Annotated in this window: 17 protein-coding genes; 13 read left to right on the top strand and 4 right to left on the bottom strand. The window is 37.3% G+C overall.

What is annotated here, in order from left to right:
- Nucleotides 1-46: 46 nt before the first annotated feature.
- From ACO052_RS14920 to ACO052_RS14885, 8 genes are all read left to right on the top strand, one after another.
- Entirely contained in the window at nt 47-235 is a 189-nt protein-coding gene (locus tag ACO052_RS14920; protein ID WP_422104583.1) for a hypothetical protein, read from the top strand.
- Between the two features lie 104 nt (nt 236-339).
- Nucleotides 340-1,395 carry a YncE family protein gene (locus tag ACO052_RS14915; protein ID WP_422104582.1) on the top strand — a complete coding sequence of 352 codons (1,056 nt, stop codon included), beginning with the start codon at nt 340-342 and terminating at the stop codon, nt 1,393-1,395.
- A 344-nt stretch (nt 1,396-1,739) separates the two neighbouring features.
- Nucleotides 1,740-2,258 (top strand): YdcF family protein, encoded by a 519-nt coding sequence (locus tag ACO052_RS14910; RefSeq protein ID WP_422104581.1) that lies wholly within the window; start codon nt 1,740-1,742, stop codon nt 2,256-2,258.
- Nucleotides 2,259-2,445: 187 nt separating this feature from the next.
- Nucleotides 2,446-2,787 carry a DUF6249 domain-containing protein gene (locus tag ACO052_RS14905; RefSeq protein ID WP_422104580.1) on the top strand — a complete coding sequence of 114 codons (342 nt, stop codon included), beginning with the start codon at nt 2,446-2,448 and terminating at the stop codon, nt 2,785-2,787.
- 8 nt (nt 2,788-2,795) lie between these two features.
- Nucleotides 2,796-3,320: an RNA polymerase sigma factor gene (locus tag ACO052_RS14900; RefSeq protein ID WP_422104579.1), complete on the top strand. Its 525-nt coding sequence runs from the start codon at nt 2,796-2,798 to the stop codon at nt 3,318-3,320.
- Nucleotides 3,310-3,612, top strand: coding sequence for a hypothetical protein (locus ACO052_RS14895; RefSeq protein WP_422104578.1), 303 nt, complete (start codon nt 3,310-3,312; stop codon nt 3,610-3,612). The genes ACO052_RS14900 and ACO052_RS14895 overlap by 11 nt, the downstream gene beginning before the upstream one ends.
- Entirely contained in the window at nt 3,612-4,943 is a 1,332-nt protein-coding gene (locus ACO052_RS14890; RefSeq protein WP_422104577.1) for a serine hydrolase, read from the top strand. The genes ACO052_RS14895 and ACO052_RS14890 overlap by 1 nt, the downstream gene beginning before the upstream one ends.
- A 132-nt stretch (nt 4,944-5,075) precedes the next feature.
- Nucleotides 5,076-5,489 (top strand): hypothetical protein, encoded by a 414-nt coding sequence (locus ACO052_RS14885; RefSeq protein WP_422104576.1) that lies wholly within the window; start codon nt 5,076-5,078, stop codon nt 5,487-5,489.
- Nucleotides 5,490-5,796: 307 nt separating this feature from the next.
- On the opposite strand, the gene ACO052_RS14880 is transcribed toward ACO052_RS14885, so the two are convergent.
- A complete protein-coding gene (locus ACO052_RS14880) occupies nt 5,797-8,577 on the bottom strand; it encodes a TonB-dependent receptor (protein WP_422104575.1) in 2,781 nt (926 codons plus the stop codon).
- Nucleotides 8,578-8,822: 245 nt separating this feature from the next.
- On the opposite strand from ACO052_RS14880, the gene ychF reads away from it, so the two are divergent.
- The 5 genes from ychF (at nt 8,823) to ACO052_RS14855 (ending at nt 16,150) form a co-directional block, all read left to right on the top strand.
- On the top strand, nt 8,823-9,917 hold the full coding sequence (ychF, locus tag ACO052_RS14875; RefSeq protein WP_422104574.1) for a redox-regulated ATPase YchF: 1,095 nt from the start codon (nt 8,823-8,825) through the stop codon (nt 9,915-9,917).
- Nucleotides 9,918-10,245: 328 nt separating this feature from the next.
- Complete coding sequence (locus ACO052_RS14870; protein WP_422104573.1) at nt 10,246-12,105, top strand: DNA topoisomerase IV subunit B; 1,860 nt, start codon at nt 10,246-10,248, stop codon at nt 12,103-12,105.
- Nucleotides 12,102-12,575: a hypothetical protein gene (locus tag ACO052_RS14865; RefSeq protein WP_422104572.1), complete on the top strand. Its 474-nt coding sequence runs from the start codon at nt 12,102-12,104 to the stop codon at nt 12,573-12,575. The genes ACO052_RS14870 and ACO052_RS14865 overlap by 4 nt, the downstream gene beginning before the upstream one ends.
- Nucleotides 12,576-15,263 (top strand): DNA gyrase/topoisomerase IV subunit A, encoded by a 2,688-nt coding sequence (locus ACO052_RS14860; RefSeq protein ID WP_422104571.1) that lies wholly within the window; start codon nt 12,576-12,578, stop codon nt 15,261-15,263.
- 5 nt (nt 15,264-15,268) lie between these two features.
- Nucleotides 15,269-16,150: a pirin family protein gene (locus ACO052_RS14855; RefSeq protein ID WP_422104570.1), complete on the top strand. Its 882-nt coding sequence runs from the start codon at nt 15,269-15,271 to the stop codon at nt 16,148-16,150.
- 11 nt (nt 16,151-16,161) lie between these two features.
- Here the strand turns inward: ACO052_RS14855 and ACO052_RS14850 are convergent, their stop codons facing one another.
- From ACO052_RS14850 to ACO052_RS14840, 3 genes are read right to left on the bottom strand one after another with little or no spacing between them, the layout of a single operon-like run.
- The gene (locus tag ACO052_RS14850; RefSeq protein ID WP_422104569.1) at nt 16,162-16,950 is read right to left on the bottom strand and encodes a TerC family protein; all 789 of its coding nucleotides are present in this window, start codon (nt 16,948-16,950) and stop codon (nt 16,162-16,164) included.
- Between the two features lie 5 nt (nt 16,951-16,955).
- Nucleotides 16,956-17,345, bottom strand: coding sequence for a hypothetical protein (locus ACO052_RS14845; RefSeq protein ID WP_422104568.1), 390 nt, complete (start codon nt 17,343-17,345; stop codon nt 16,956-16,958).
- A gap of 40 nt (nt 17,346-17,385) precedes the next feature.
- Nucleotides 17,386-17,802, bottom strand: coding sequence for a helix-turn-helix domain-containing protein (locus tag ACO052_RS14840; protein ID WP_422104567.1), 417 nt, complete (start codon nt 17,800-17,802; stop codon nt 17,386-17,388).
- Nucleotides 17,803-17,836: the final 34 nt, after the last annotated feature.

The raw sequence follows: 17,836 nt of genomic DNA, 5'->3' as shown, positions 1-17,836 counted from the left end.
ATTCTAAATGTCTGATTGTAATATATAGACTTACCAAATAAAAACCGTGAGTAAATCCTCTAAAAATAACAGTAAGTTACCTTTAGGCATTGCCATTGGTATTGGTATGGGTACAGCTATTGGTGTTGCTACCGATAAAATAGGACTTTGGTTACCTATAGGGGTTGCTATTGGTGTTTCTATTGGTTTAATAATGACAGAAATGCGTAAAAACAATAATGACAATTCGAGCTGATAGTTAGGAATGACTTAGACCTCGATGTGATTAAATTTATGAATAATTTCTATCTTTAATCTAGTTAACGCAATTGCCCCACCATACTTACATTCTTAATACTTATGAAAACAGTACTTAAATACGTCTTGACAAATCTACTTTTAGGATTGATAATTCTTAGCTGTGAAAATGTTGGTTCTAAAAAAGGGCAAGAATCGACAGATACGTCCTTTCGGGTTGTAGTTGTTGAGCAAGGCCGAAACCAAGTAAAATTATTTGATAGTAAGGGTCATTTGATAGACAGTGCCAAAGTAGGTTATAATCCACATGAAATTGAACTCGACAGCTTTAATGAAAAGGTATATGTAAGTAACTTTGGTGTTGAAGATTATGATTACACCATTGGCATTCCGGGTACTAGCTTGTCCGTCATTGATTTAAAGGATTTTTCAAATGTTAAGTATTGGCCAACCTATAGAACTCATGGAACGGTAAATGATACATGTAAAGGGCCGCATGGGCTTAAATTGAGGCCCCCAGCTAAAAAAGAGCTATTTGTCAACTTAGAATATGGGGATTCCATGCTTGTGTATGATACACAAAAAGGTCGAATAAAACGTACTTTTCCATTAGCTAAAGGGGTACACAATTTTGAGTTTTCTTCCTCCGGTAATATCATTTGGTCACATGCTGGTACTAACGGCGTTTATAAATACAATGCCACTACAGGTGAGGAATTAGGTCATTTTCCTACGACAACACCAGTACGGGGAATGACTTTTACACCAAATCAGCAAAGCTTAATTTTGAGTTGTCATGATGAAATTTATAGGATTAGTACCAAAGATATGAGTATCCAAAAACACATTGCCAATCTAGGTGTCAAACAAATTATTTACTCTTGTTTAGGTCCTGATGGACGTCTTTTGTTCGCCCCATGTCCTTATGACAATTTGGTTTTGGTTATAGATATGGAAACAGGAGACATCAAACAACGACTAAGCACAGGTAAAGCGCCAATTTATGTGCGTATTGCACCAAATGGTAACCAAGCCTTGGTCTCAAATGCTTTAGACAATCACATGAGTGTAATTAATTTAAATGATTATAGTGTTCACCAATTTGCTCAAGTTTATAAGCCCAATGGTTTTGTGTTTTTAAAATCATTGAACGAATAAGGACTTTCAGATTAAAAGTTTCGCAAGCATTGAGCACGTTACTTTTTTAGTATCTTTAGGCTACGTTTTGTTATAACTTACCTCCATTTAATAATAAAAACTCTCATTTTAGCAACTATGATCCTATCATAAAGGCGATTACGGTATACCGATAATCTGCGTTTTTGATGAATGGTTTATTTTAGGCAAAATACCAAAATGACTATGGAGTAGTTAGCCAGATGTCATTGCTATTATGTCAGTGTTTTAATACGCCAATTACGAAAGTTACTTGTAGTTCATTTACCCCGGGACTTTAATGAAAATTCTCAGTCAGAGTATTCAGAAAAAAACTACAAAAGTCAATGGAAATCATTGTCGTACCGGACGAAGGCTATTCAATAAGCATTTATGTTAAAGCCGCTAGGCTACATAAAAAACATCAATGCCCTATTATTGTCACAGGGGCAAACAGAGACCCTGAGACACAAGGATCTTATGGTCTGAAGAAATTATTGGAAAAAGCAATTACTCCAATCCCTGTCGAGAAACAAATCGCAAGAGTAATCGATCTAAATGTTAAACATGACCACATTATTCATGAGAAAGAATCTGGGAACACCAAAGAAAATGCGATCAACACATTAAAAATAATTGAAGGACTTAAAGGTGTGCAAAAGCTTCATTTAGTCTATCAATTTGATGGAATCCTAAGAAAACACCTAACATTTAAGAAAACAATAACCCATTTTGAAAACAAACTGAACATTGTCGTTCACCCCACCTTTGATCTGTTTCCACTGCATATTGCCTTTTTCCGAATCGTACTGATGCCTTCTGAACTCTTACGAATTATTCGTTACAAGATAAAAGGTGACCTGTGACAGCCTTTAAAATTAGAGCGTTTCTAATTTAATATGCTATGTACAACTTCTCTTTTGGGATTAACATTACAACACGAGTAGGTTTTGTATTTTCATTATTAATAATAGGTATATCTGATAATTTTTCTAAAAATGTAACCTTTTTAAGATTTTTTCTCTCTAAAGAATAAATTTTAAAATCTGAATCATGGTCACAACATTGTCTCATTTACTGTCGGATATTCCCATTGGTCCCATATTTTTGGTCGTTGCGATAGTAGTGGTTTTCTATTTATGGACGCAATACCGCCAAAAAATGGAATTGATAAAAAAAGGGGAGAGTATCGTGAATTTCGATTCTCTGGAACAGATGAAGATCAACCATTTGGGCAAGGGTATTATTTCGATTACGATGTCTTTAGGAATTCTCGTAGGACACCTTCTTCAGAGCTATATGTCTCTCGATCCGTGGGTGTCTTATTCCACAATGTTACTTCTTTTCTTTGGTATTGGTGCATTAGTGTTTTATGGTTTGATTAGAGACCAATAGACCAACTAATGTCAAAGGAATTGATTCAAAGGGCAAAAAAAGGTGATGCCCTCGCCTTGAACAAATTGATAGAAAGGCACAAGACTGTAGCTTATTCTATTGCGTTTAAGTATCTGAAAAATAAAGAAGATGCTGAAGATGTCACACAGAATGCCTTTATCATTGTTTTGAATTCTATCAAAAAATTCAGAAGTGAATCAAAGTTTTCTACTTGGCTTTATAAGATTGTCTATAATGAATGTCTTAAAGCGCTCAAATCTAAAAATCAAACAGTTGAATACATTCCAAAGTTTGTCAGTTTAGAAGCCCAAGCAGAAATGAAAGAAGACCATATTAGAGTTGAAGAGCTTTTAAGTTATTTGAAACCAAATGAGTTTACAATCATTTCGCTTTTCTATTTAAAAGAAAAAAGCATTAAAGAAATAAGTCAAATAACATCTTTTAGCAGGTCCAATATTAAAGTGATTTTGTATAGGGCAAGAACGAAACTAAGAGGAATGTATAATAAAAAATACAATACAAATGGAAAATGATATGATAAAGCGGATTTTAAAGGATGATCTTGAAAGCCCAGAAAATGAAGATTTCAATAGTGAAATCATTCAAAAGCTGCATGTAACAAGAAGAAAACAATTTAAAATCCTGTTTGAAGAAGACGCAATAATGCATTGGTTTTTGTTCACCTCTGTTTTTGCTCTGTTTTTTTACCTAACTCATGAGTCCAAACAAAATGCAAATGTTATTATGATTGGAAGTATCATTTGCGCAATCCCACTTTTTCTAATCGTATTCAATAAAATATACGCACTTAAAAATCATAAATAATGAAGAAATTAATTGTTATAATGGTTTGCTTTGCAAGTTTAACTGCTTGCAAAACTGAAACGATTGCCCAATCTGGATATACTGATAAAGTAGATGCGGTAAGGAATTTATTTGATAGTACAGCTTTAGGTGAAAATTACCATGGTTCCGTCCTTATTGCTGAAGGAGAAAAGATTCTGTTCCAAAATGCCTATGGAAAAAACCAATTAAATGAACCAAATGAAATTAACACACAGTACGGCTTGGCTTCAATGGGCAAAATGTTTACCGCCACAGCAACTATGCAGTTAGTAGAACAAGGTAAACTTTCACTTGAACAAACCATTGGTGAACTTCTACCAGATTATCCTAATGAGGGTGCCAAAAAAATAAAGGTCAAACATCTATTAACACATACATCAGGTATGGGTGACTACTTTGGCCCAGCTTTTTTTGAGAACCAAGAAAACATCAAAAGCCTCAGTGATTTTTTGCCTTATTTCGTCAATGACCCCATCAACTTTGTCCCTGGAGAACAAATGCGTTACAGCAATGCCGGTTACATTGTGCTTGGACTGATTATAGAGGAAATCACAGGTGAAAAATACCATATGTATTTAGAAGAGCATATTTTCAAACCTTCTGGAATGAATAATACTGGACCACTTATAGGCTCAGCAGGCGGAGGCCTTTCTACTGTTAGTGATCTATACAAATTTGCACTAGCCTTACAGAAACACAAACTCCTAGGTAAAAAAACTTTGACGGCCATGACAACCGATTATTTGGGACATGGCTATGGCTATGGCATGACATTAAAACAATTTAATGAAAATTATATTTACGGACATAACGGAGGTGCGCCAGGTATTGCAGGTGAGTTAAGCATGGTAATGGGAGAGCCGCTTATCATTGTGACTATGACCAACAGAAATCCATTGGACGGTTGGGCACAAATGAGAACCAATATCCAAAAGGAATTCTTCGGCATTACACCTGAAATAGAAAAATTTTTAAATACTGAAGAAGTTATTAAGACTTATAAGTTGAAAGGGTTTACCGAAGCTAGCAAGCAACTTACTCGTTTAAACAATAACATCATTGATAAGAATACCTTTCGCTATGCTGAGCAGTTTGCTGGACAAGGCGAAATGGGCAAAGCTATCGAAGTAATGAAATTAATTGTACAAGCCTACGCTAATGAACCATACCCATATGCGTTCTTGGCGGACTTCCAATTACAGGCTGGACTAAAAGAAGAGGCCATTAAAAACTACAAAAAAAGCTTGGAAATAAATCCTCAAGACCAACAAGTCATTGAACGGTTAAAACAATTGGAACAGAAGAAATAAAACTGAGTTTGGCATCAACGTCTAACATTTAATCAAGACCTAAAAATTACGTAGTTCTACGTATTGATTATACCCTTTAAAACCTCTACATTTAATGGTTAGAATCTTACACATCAATTTTAAATCGTAGTTATGAAGAAAGTAAAAAAGCTAAAATCTAAAAAGAAAAAGAAGAGAAGACGAAAAGGAAAACCAATAGCAATGGGTAAAATAGCTGCAGATGGCAGTATATTAAAAGCAACACCGGGTATAAGTATCTCAACAGTAATTTACGAGGGTGAGATTTATGGAACGCGAGATGATATAGGCTATACCGTTACACTTCCAGAAGGCTTAGTATGTGATAATAATTATATTATACAACTCACCGCAGAAAATTATGGGGAAGATGGGCCTGATTATGTTATTACGAGCATAGCATCACGCTATCAAACGATTAGAGGTTTTGAGGTTATTATTTGGGCAGATAGAATACAAACGATCTCAAGCAGCTACACCATAACGCCAGTAAGAACCAATTGGCATTTTGTGGTTTATGATCTTTAGATATTAGTTAAATACTGTTTAATCGCAACTATTCCACAGACTAATTATATCTGCAGTCTTTAAAAAGAAAGGAATTAAGTTTAATTAAAAAGATTCCCACTTTGCGCCTCTGCCAGCCGACTTCGCCTTAGTAGCTAAAACTATTGCGGTCGAAAAGCTTGTGCCTCCACTAAAGTTTTGGCGACACGCAGGCACGCGAAATATTATGAAAGCGAGAATTGTTGCACTGCTACAAGTAAAAAATCGATTTTGCTTCAAAAATAGGCTATTCTGTTGATATGAGCGATCATATCCCAGTCAGTTTTTGCTAAAGTTTAAACTGAAGAGCGGCATTAAACATTGTTCCAGTTTGACTAAAATGGAATCCATCGTATGTCGTCGTATTATAACGCTGATTAAAGGTGATTAGATTTCTTTGGTTTAGACTTAGATTTTCGTCCGCTAAAATGCTCTCACCAGCGGCATTTTCCGCCACAAACTTCCATCTTGGTCTAATATTAAATAGATTATTTATATTAAAATTTAGTCTAATTTTTTCGGACAGTTGATACCCAAATCCTAAATCGGTCATGATCTGGGGAATAAATTCTGTCCTTAAATTTTCATCCAGTCCCTGTTGCATAAACGTCGCTTTTCCGAAATAGGTATTGTTTAAGATAATATCAAAGTTTTTTATTTCATAACGATTGTTCAAAATCCATTTTGTTTTGGGTCTAGATGTAAACAATACGGACTCTTGGGTTCTGTTTACGACGCTTTGTCCCGCATCTTCAATTATTTGTGGATTCTTGGTTGTACCGACCTGTTTATTTTCTAGCATATAATTTCCTGAAAAATTAAGATAAAGATCTCCTCCTCCTAAGTTTTTATGTTTATAGCTCAATACCAAATCCAAACCATTGGTTCTTGTATCCAAACCATTGATAAAAAAGCTTATGGCTTTTAGGTTTCTTTCATTAAGAAAAACATCCAAATCCGTATTCCCACTATCAGTTCCAAAGACTTCATAGCTCAAAACAACACGATCCCTTATCGCTATATTGTAATAATCCAAAGTGAGATTTAGGTTTTTTGATAGTCTTGCACCTAACCCAAAAGTTAAATTTGTTGATCTTTCTGCATCTAATTGTGGTATCCCTAGTCTTCGAGCATCTGGGGAAATATTATTTATTAAACCTGTAATTTGAATACCCTGACCAGCAACAAAACTATATTGAAGCTTTTGTGAATATATCTGATGAAGTGTAGGCGCCCTAAATCCTGTAGAAATAGATCCTCTTATGGTATAATTGTCATTGAGAATATACCTAGAACTTAATTTCCATACAAAGGCATTCCCAAAATCCGAATAATTCTCTGCTCTTACTGTGGCATTTGCTAAAAGTTTTTCATCAATATCGTAGCTTAAGTCAAAATAACCACCCCAATTATAACGATTAAAGTTTTTGGAATCTTCAGGCCTACTTCCTGCAAAAGAATCCGAACCTCCTCCATCATATGAAGCCAATTCACCTGCAATAATTTCATAGTTTTCAGATCTAAATTCTGTACCAAAGGCAATTCCAATGTTGTCATTTATTTGTTTAGAAATATCCATATTGGCCACCACATGCATGAAATCCGTTCCTCCCACATCAAAATTTATGGGACTATTTTCTCTATATAACTCTTCTCCACCTATGAGTTCCCCCGGATCAATGATATTATCCTGATTCATATCATCCCATGTAATAGGCGATAACACAGAATTTCCGTTATGAGAATTTCTAACCGTATAGCGCTGTGAATTACCACCGAGTGTTATACTCATATCATAATTCCAATCATTCTTAGTGCTGTAAAACCCAAGTGTTGCATTGTAGTCCTTTAAGATACCATCAAATGTAGGAACATAACCATCATAATTATTTGCTGTATTTGGAGCAGGAAAAAAGTCAGATAAATAAGGGTATTGCTCAATAGTTCTCCAATAGGGTGTTCTATAGTTTGCAAAACTGTTAGAGTTTTTAAACAAATAAGCAGCATTGAAGTACAGCTGGTTATTTTTATTTAGCTCATATTCCCCATTCAGCAAGAATTTTACGGTAATGTTTTTTGGTGTGCTATTAATGTTTTTTGCATCAGGATGCCTATTTAAAAAATCTTCAACATCGCTTAAATCTGCATTAAAATCTATGGATTCCCCTAAAGCGTTAACTTGGCCAGGTCTATTTGCAAAGTCTGTCTGAGAGACATCTAAGGTATAATTTATAAATCCTTTTCCTCCTTTAAACGTTTCACCATTGTGTAGACTAAGCCCTATAGACTCTCCATCTCCTTCTGAAGTAACTCCAGCTCGTGTGGTCACATATCCCTCATCATCATCTTTTAAAATTACATTAACCACACCCGCTATGGCATCGGATCCATAATGGGCCGAAGCACCATCCCTTAAAATCTCCACCCTTTTAATAGCGTCTATAGGAATAACGGACAGGTCAGCTCCAGTTTCTCCTCTCGAGGCAATTCCGTACGTATAAACCAATGAACTCAGATTTTTCCTTTTCCCATTTACTAAAATTAAAGTTCTACTTGGCCCTAAATTTCTTATCTCATAGGGATCTAATAAGGAAACAGCATCGGACACGGGAATATTAACCGCATTAAATGAAGGCACTTTATATTGTAAAACTTGGTCAAAATTACTTTGTCCTGTACTAATGATATCTTTAGGGGTAATCACATCTACAGGTAATGGAGTACGAGTATTACTTCTAGCAGGTGTTCTACTACCTACTAGGATAACCGTGCTCAAAGCAATAGACTCATTTAGAATAATTTTGAAATCTCTGATATTTCCTACTTGGACTTCCTTACTCTCAAATCCGTTATAACTAATAATAATTATAGCATTTTCGGATGAAACTTCCATGGTAAAAGTACCGCTAGAATCTGTAACGGTGGCATTATCAGTCCCTTTTTCAATTATTGTGGCACCAGCTAAAGGAGTTTCACTTTCGGCGCGCACTGCACCTCGAATTTTAATTTGTGAAAAAGAAGCAAAACTTAGTAATGTAAATAAAACGAATAGTTTTTCCCTATAAGTCATGGTTTTATAAGTAGATTTGGTGTTTTAATACTCTTAAAAACTTCTCAACTATTGATTAGTTGGATATTTATATGAGTGACTATAAGGGTAAGTAAACTTTTTCAAGTTTAAACAAACATAATAAATTAAACTGACTTTTAGCGTTAGTAGACTTTAAAAACTCGTAAACCAAATAAATCGTTTATTTTTGCACACTGAAATTTAGAGTCTAATTAAAAAAGATTCCCACGGTTGTGGGGAATATTATGAAAGCTGGAATTGTAGGATTACCAAACGTCGGAAAATCAACCTTATTTAATTGTTTATCTAATGCCAAGGCGCAGAGCGCCAACTTTCCGTTTTGTACCATAGAACCCAATATTGGTGTGGTTAATGTGCCAGATCCAAGGTTGGCCAAACTCGAGGAATTAGTAAGTCCAGAGAAAGTGATTCCGGCTACTGTAGAAATCGTGGACATCGCCGGTTTGGTCAAAGGAGCTAGTAAAGGCGAGGGTTTGGGCAACCAGTTCTTGGCCAATATTAGGGAAACTGATGCCATTTTGCATGTACTTCGCTGTTTCGATAACGATAATATTGTTCATGTCGATGGTTCCGTAGATCCGATAAGGGATAAGGAAACCATAGATATGGAGTTGCAGTTGAAGGATTTGGAAACCACAGAGAAGAAGTTAGATAAAGTAAAGCGTGCCGCAAAGACTGGCAATAAAGAAGCCCAAGCCGAGGAAGCTGTTTTACTAAAAATAAAATCAGGATTAGAGTCGGGAACCTCAGTACGTGCTTTAGAATTTTCGGATGAGGATTACACGGAATACGTTAAACCCTTGCAGTTTATAACCGATAAATCCGTCATGTACGTCTGCAACGTGGATGAAGGTGCTGCCACCACGGGTAATGCTTATGTAGAGCAGGTGATGGAAGCCGTAAAGGATGAAAATGCAGAAGTTTTGGTTTTGGCTGTCGGCACAGAAGCCGATATTAATGAGTTGGAGGATTATGAAGAACGCCAGATGTTTTTAGAGGATATAGGTCTGGAAGAACCAGGTTCAGCAAAATTAATCAGAGCCGCCTACCAACTATTAAAGCAACAGACCTATTTCACAGCAGGGCCCAAAGAAGTCCGCGCTTGGACTGTAACAATTGGAGCTACGGCGCCGCAGGCGGCTGGAGTCATTCATACCGATTTTGAAAAAGGCTTTATTAGAGCAGAGGTGATTGCTTATGATGATTATGTGGCTTATGGTAGTGAAACTAAAGTTAAAGAAGCTGGAAAAATGCGTGTCGAAGGCAAGAACTACATCGTTAAGAATGGTGATGTGATGCATTTCTTGTTTAATGTGTAACATTTACTGCGACCACTCCTAAGCATTTCAAGAAGTATATGCCCAAAAGATTCGGTTAACACTAGTTAACTTTCGTTAACTATTCGTTCTACGTTTAGTCATTACATTTGTAGTAAATCAATAGGATAAAACATTTTAAAAGATGTCTCCTAGTTGAAATCTAACAATCATCAATCAAAAAATCAGACTATTACCCGTTGATAGTTTTTAAAAGCCAATGTTCTCAACAACTTTGGCTTTTTATTGTTAATTACTTTAGGGGAACCGTATTTCATTTTTTAACGTATAATATTATATTAGCCCTTCATCTAACTTTTCTTAATTTTTTATGGCAGAACAGTCTAACTATACTGAAGAAAACATACGTTCACTCGATTGGAAAGAGCATATCCGAATGCGGCCAGGTATGTATATCGGTAAGTTAGGAGATGGCTCTTCTCCAGATGATGGTATCTATATCCTTCTCAAGGAAGTACTCGACAACTCGATCGATGAGTTTGTGATGGGTGCTGGTAAAACCATAGAAATCTCTATACAAGGGGAACGCGTTATTGTACGCGATTACGGTCGAGGTATTCCATTGGGCAAGGTGGTTGATGTGGTCTCTAAGATGAATACCGGTGGAAAGTACGATACCAAGGCCTTTAAAAAGTCGGTTGGTCTCAATGGAGTGGGTACAAAAGCCGTCAATGCCTTATCTACGTATTTTAGAGTAGAATCCACTAGAGATGGTAAATCGGCTTCCGCGGAGTTTGAACTAGGAGAACTAAAAGATGAAGAATTTTTAGATGATACTTCACGACGAAAAGGGACCAAGGTTACTTTTGTTCCAGACGATAGCATTTTTAAAAACTATAAGTATCGCAATGAGTATGTGGTGAAAATGCTAAAAAACTATGTATATCTCAATCCGGGATTAACCATAGTGTTTAATGGTGAAAAATACTTTAGCGAAAACGGATTAAAAGATTTACTGTCCGAAAACATTAATGAAACAGATTTATTATATCCGATTATTCATTTAAGGGGAGATGATATTGAAGTGGCCATTACGCACAGTAAGAGCCAATACAGTGAAGAATACCATTCCTTTGTCAATGGCCAGAACACCACCCAAGGAGGAACGCATTTAGCCGCATTTAGAGAGGCTTTGGTAAAAACCATAAGAGAGTTTTACGGCAAAACCTATGATGCTTCCGACATTAGAAAATCGATAGTATCCGCCATTGCCATTAAGGTGATGGAACCCGTTTTTGAGAGTCAGACCAAAACCAAATTGGGATCGACAGACATGGGAGGGGATTTACCCACAGTGAGAACCTATATCAATGATTTTGTAAAACGGTATTTAGATAATTATCTCCATAAAAATCAGGATACCGCCGAGAAACTGCAACGTAAAATTTTGCAGGCTGAGCGTGAACGCAAAGAATTGTCGGGCATAAGAAAATTGGCCAAAGAACGCGCCAAGAAAGCCAGTTTGCACAATAAGAAATTGCGGGACTGTCGTGTTCATTTCGGGGATACCAAAAATGAACGCAGTTTAGAGACGACCTTGTTTATTACAGAGGGAGATTCAGCATCTGGAAGTATTACAAAATCAAGGGATGTGAACACCCAAGCCGTGTTTAGTCTTAAGGGAAAACCTTTAAATTCCTATGGCTTAAGTAAGAAGATTGTTTATGAAAATGAAGAGTTCAATCTGTTGCAAGCAGCTTTAAATATTGAAGAATCCATTGAAGATTTACGCTATAACAATATTGTGATTGCCACGGATGCCGATGTGGATGGTATGCACATTCGTTTGTTATTGATTACCTTCTTTTTACAATTCTTTCCAGAAGTGATTAAAGAAGGGCATTTGTATATTTTACAGACCCCTTTGTTTAGGGTCAGAAATAAAAAAGAGACCATTTACTGTTATTCGGAAGAAGAGCGTAAAAATGCCATAGAAAAATTGAAACCAAAGCCCGAAATTACGCGGTTTAAGGGTTTAGGTGAGATTTCGCCAGATGAATTCAAGCATTTCATTGGTGATGATATGCGTTTGGACCCTGTGATGTTGGATAAGGATATGTCGATTGAAGAGCTCTTGTCGTTCTACATGGGTAAAAATACGCCATCACGACAAGAATTTATTATTGAAAATCTGAAGGTCGAACTCGATATCGTTGAAGACAGTCTATGAGAACAGACAATCGGAATGTAAAGAATACGGTGGTGTCTATCTATGTTCTATTGATAACTTTTGGCATACTGATGATTGTCTTATCTAAATCTTTAGAGTTTTTAGTCGACTACACCTTCTTTATAATCTTGGGGCTTTTTGTCGTATTAGTATTATTTCATTCCGTGGCAGGTTATTTTGAATATGATAGTGATGGTGCTAAAATTACGATACTGAATAAAGGCCTTCTTTTAACGGAGTACATCAACTACAGGGAGAAGAAAGTTGAATTTGCAAGACAAGATCTTATTGGATTCGAAATCAATAATTACATCCTCTATAAATCCATAGTGATTTTAATAAAGGCCTATGATGGAAGCAAAGTAAAAGAACAGTTTAACGTAACACTGCTTAAATCAAAAAAGTTGAAATACGTAAAACAATCATTAAGTAAAACAATAAAAGCAAACAGAAAGCTTAAACAAGGATAGATGGCAGAAGAACATGACGAATTGTTAAACGAGAATAGTGGTAACCAGGAAACGATTACTAAGGTTACCGGCATGTATAAAGATTGGTTCTTGGATTACGCATCTTATGTTATCCTAGAACGTGCGGTGCCCGCTATAGAGGATGGTTTTAAACCGGTGCAGCGCCGTATTATGCATTCTATGAAAGACTTAGATGATGGGCGCTATAACAAGGTGGCCAATATTGTAGGTCATACCATGCAATACCATCCACATGGTGACGCCAGTATTGCTGATGCCATGGTGCAAATAGGCCAAAAGGATTTATTGATCGACACCCAAGGAAACTGGGGAAATATCCTTACCGGTGATAGGGCAGCGGCTTCGCGTTACATTGAAGCACGATTGTCTAAGTTCGCTTTGGATGTGGTTTACAATCCGAAAATTACCGAATGGCAGGCCTCCTATGATGGCAGACGTAAAGAGCCCATTAACTTGCCAGTGATGTTCCCATTGCTTTTGGCACAGGGCGGAGAAGGTATAGCGGTAGGGCTTTCTACTAAAATATTGCCGCATAATTTTATTGAGCTTATCGAGGCTTCCGTCAAGCATTTAAAAGGTAAACGTTTTACTTTACTACCTGACTTTCCAACTGCTGGGATTGCTGATATATCCAATTATAACGACGGTATGCGTGGTGGAAAAGTTAGAGTAAGGGCCAAAATTTCCCAACGCGATAAGAATACTTTGGCCATTACCGAAATTCCGTTCGGGACAACAACATCGTCTTTGATAGATTCCATTCTAAAAGCCAATGATAAAGGCAAAATAAAGATTAAACGCATAGAGGATAATACGGCGGCGGAAGTTGAAATCTTAATCCATTTGCCTTCAGGATTATCGCCTGATAAAACGATCGATGCGCTTTACGCATTTACTAACTGTGAGACTTCAATATCGCCTTTAGGTTGTGTCATTGAGGATAACAAACCGTTTTTTGTGGGCGTTTCTGAGATGCTGCGTCGTTCTACAGATAATACCGTTCAGTTATTAAAGCAAGAGCTCGAAATTAAACTGGGTGAGTATGAAGAGCAATGGCATTTCGCGTCTCTAGAGCGCATATTTATCGAGAATAGGATTTATCGCGATATTGAAGAAGAGGAAACTTGGGAAGGTGTTATAAGTGCTATAGACAAAGGACTTAAGCCACATGTAAAGCATTTGAAGCGCGAGGTTACTGAAGACGATATTGTTCGCCTGACGGAAATTAGAATTAAGCGTATTTCTAAATTCGATATCGATAAGGCACAGCAAAAAATCGATGCTTTAGAAGAGCAAATCGCTGAAGTAAAGCACCATTTAGCAAATCTTATTGACTATGCCATAGCTTATTTTGAGCGATTAAAAAAGGATTATGGCGAAGGCAAGGAACGAAAAACCGAATTGCGCGTCTTTGATGACGTCGATGCGACTAAGGTGGTGATAAGGAATACCAAGCTATATGTCAATAGAGAAGAAGGCTTTATTGGGACGTCGTTGCGACGCGACGAATATGTGTGTGACTGTAGTGATATTGATGATATCATTGTATTTACCAAAGAAGGAAAGATGATGGTTACCAAAGTCGATTCTAAGACTTTTGTCGGTAAGAATATCATACATGTTGCCGTATTTAAGAAGAAGGATAAGCGCACAATTTACAATTTGATTTATCGTGATGGCAGAGGTGGCCCTTCTTATGTGAAACGCTTTGCGGTAACCAGTATTACTAGGGATAGAGAGTATGATCTCACCAATGACAACAAAGGTTCTGTAGTCTGGTATTTTTCGGCTAATCCAAACGGGGAAGCAGAAGTGGTTACAGTTTTACTCCGTCAGGTAGGCAGTATTAAGAAATTGAAATGGGATTTAAATTTTGCCGATATCCTTATTAAAGGAAGAACCTCTAAAGGTAATTTGGTCACTAAGTATTCTGTGAAGCGCATAGAGCTTAAAGAAAAAGGTGTATCTACCTTAAAACCCCGAAAAATATGGTTTGATGATGCGGTTCAGCGTCTTAATGTCGATGAGCGCGGCGAACTTATTGGTGAATTTAGAGGAGAAGACCGCTTATTGGTCATAACGCAATCTGGAATAGTAAAAACACTTATTCCGGAGTTGACCACGCATTTCGATAGTGATATGATTAGGCTTGAGAAGTGGGTGCCAAAGAAACCGATTTCTGCCATCTATTATGACGGTGAAAAAGAGCGTTATTATGTGAAGCGATTTTTAATAGAAAACGAAGGAAAAGAGGAATCCTTTATTTCTAGCCATCCCAATTCGCAGTTGGAGATTGTTTCAACGGATTGGCGGCCTATAGCCGAAGTAGAATTCACTAAAGAACGAGGAAAAGACCGCAGGCCTAATATGGAAATAAATCTTGAAGAGTTTATTGCAGTAAAAGGGATTAATGCACTTGGAAATCAATTAACTAGAGAAAAAATAAATCAAATTAATTTATTAGACCCCTTGCCTTTTGAGGCACCAGAAGAAGTCCATGCGGACGACTTGGAAGTGGTCGACGAGGAAACGGTTTCTGTAGCCTTGGATGTGAATAAAAACACAGACCAACCAGAAGTATCCAATGATAGTCCGACAACTAATGACGACCATGACGATGACGACGACTTAGAGATAGACGATAAGGGTCAGGTCACACTGTTCTAATTGATATGGCGAATAATAAACTTCTCGTTAATGAGCGTCAAGCGGACTTAGGCCAGTTTATGGTCGGTCGTTTGTTGCCATTTCGTAAGAAGCGTCAAGTAGGCCCTTTTACATTTATAGACCATATAGGTCCTGCAGTTCTTGGCGATGGGAAGTATATGGATGTTGATCAGCATCCGCATATTGGGCTGAGTACCTTGACTTATTTATTTAAGGGCGAGATAGAACATCGCGATAGCATAGGTAGTGTGCAACTCATCACACCGGGAGATGTAGGGTTTATGACCGCAGGGCATGGCGTTACACATACTGAACGCACGCCACAATTTCGCAGAACTTCGGAAAAATTCGAAATGCACGGTTATCAAATTTGGGTGGCATTACCAAGGGACAAGGAAGCTATTAAGCCAAATTTCAAATTTTTTGATAAGACTGAAATACCAGAATGGAGCGATGGTGATTTAAGCTTAAAACTCGTGGCAGGCAATGCTTTTGGGAAATCTTCACCATTGCAGGGGTATTCACCACTTTTTATGGTAGATATTTATGCGGAAAAGGAGACGACCCTAGATTTGGCCAACCAACTTCATGGTGAAGTCGCTTTTGTTATTGTAGAAGGAGAAATTACTGAAAAAGATCACAAGGTAGAAGCTGGACAAATGTTAATCAGTAAAACGGATGCCCAGTGTAGTATATGCTTAGATAAAGGTACGCGACTTTTATTGTTTGGGGGTTTGCCATTGGAGGAGGAGCACTATCTGCTGTGGAACTTTGTGTCGAGCAGTAAGGAAAAACTACAAGAGGCGAAGCTGCGTTGGCAAGAAAAGGCGTTCCCTAAAGTGCCAAATGATGATACTTATATTCCCATTCCTGAACCGAGACGTTAAGAACAATCGGTTTAACTTTTCTTCTTGCTCGTTTTAAAATTAAGAAATTCAACAAACAACGAAAATGCAATGGCGAAATAGAGGTACCCTTTGGGTACGGCGCCTACGGATTTGCCAAAAAACGCGGTATGCGACAGGTGGGCGGCTTCGGTAATCAGCATAAACCCGATTAAGATTAAGAAGGCCAAGCCCAATATTTGCATACTCGGATGGCGATCAATGAATTTGCGAATAGGGTTGGCAAAGCCTATCATGACGATTATTGAAATAACTACGGCAATAATCATTAAGATTAAGGTGTAATTCGTATTGGGATGCAAACCATTGGTCATCCCGACTGCCGTTAAAATGGAATCAACCGAGAAAATAAAATCTATGATCAAAATCTGGGTAATCGCATGGGATAACGATGTAATCGCCTTTGATTTTAGATTGGCCTCATCATGACCGGGATGTTCAACTTTTTCTCTAATCTCAGAGGTACTTTTGTAAATCAGAAACAAACCACCTGTAAAAAGGATAATAGCTTGCCAACTCAGTGCTACCGATAGCCAGTCGGATTCGTAAGTATAGAAAGGTTCGCTCAGACCAATAAGGAAAGACACAAAGAATAATAAGGCAACCCGCTGTACCATGGCCAAAACCAGACCGATGTTAGTGGCCTTGCCACGTTGGTGTTCTGGTAGCTTATTAGCAGCGATCGATATAAAAACGATATTGTCGATGCCTAATATAATCTCTAGGAATGTCAATGTAAGCAATGCCAGTATAGCATCTGAGGATAATAAAAAGTCCAACATAGGTTCTAATTCATCTTATAGGCGACTCCTTTTTCTACCTGCAAGGGTCTGTTAGGTATTTTTACGGCAAGTTTGTACTCGAAGGTATAAGAAGCGTTGCCGTCTGTTGATAAGATTTTCATGTGAATAGCATCCTTTTCTGAATTGGTTTTTGGATTCAATTTTTTAAGGATAAACTCGCAATCATTAATCCAGCGTATTGAGGAGGTATCTACTTTACCTTCATAGTAATCGATGTTTAAAGTTTCGGTTCTTACAAATCGTCCCGTTTTCTCTATGCCATCAATGGTATAATTAAACTCAAACTCACCTGTTCTAAAGTCATTGCAATTGCGCTCAACCTCATAGCAGCCTGTTAAGACAGCGAAAACACAGAGTAAAATAACATTCTTCATCCTTACACTTTGTGCAAAGATAGTCGAGTAAATCGAAAATTTAGGGCTTGTAACTTTTAAAAGTTCCGTTTTTATAGAAGATGACAATTTTTTCAATTTCAGAATCCTTCTCGAATGGGGCCTTTTCGTGCGCTGTAGGATCAGGGTTAGAAGATAGGGCAGGTTGTTCCGAAATCGCATCTCTGACATCGGAAGTTTGCGAAGTGGATGTTTCAAATAGATCTAAACTTGTTTTTGGAAATTCGCCCTTGCCATTGAGCAACCAATATAAATCTACTTCAGGATAGGAGTGAAGCACTTTCATAACAAAGTCTAAACTCGGCTTGTTTCTGCCCGATAGAATATGTGAAATACTGGAGCGTTGCACACCAACTTTTGCGGCAAAGCTAGAGGCCGTTTCATCGTAAAAATCGATTATTTTTTGTAGTCGTTTTGTGAAATTTACGGAGTTTATCATTGTAAACGAATTATCCCTATTAATAACGTTACAA

It is taken from the genome of Winogradskyella sp. (assembly GCF_965228925.1).
In the GTDB taxonomy this organism is placed as follows: Bacteria; Bacteroidota; Bacteroidia; order Flavobacteriales; family Flavobacteriaceae; genus Winogradskyella.
Note: the sequence above shows the minus strand (reverse complement) of the source record. Positions and strands in the feature narration are given on the sequence as shown.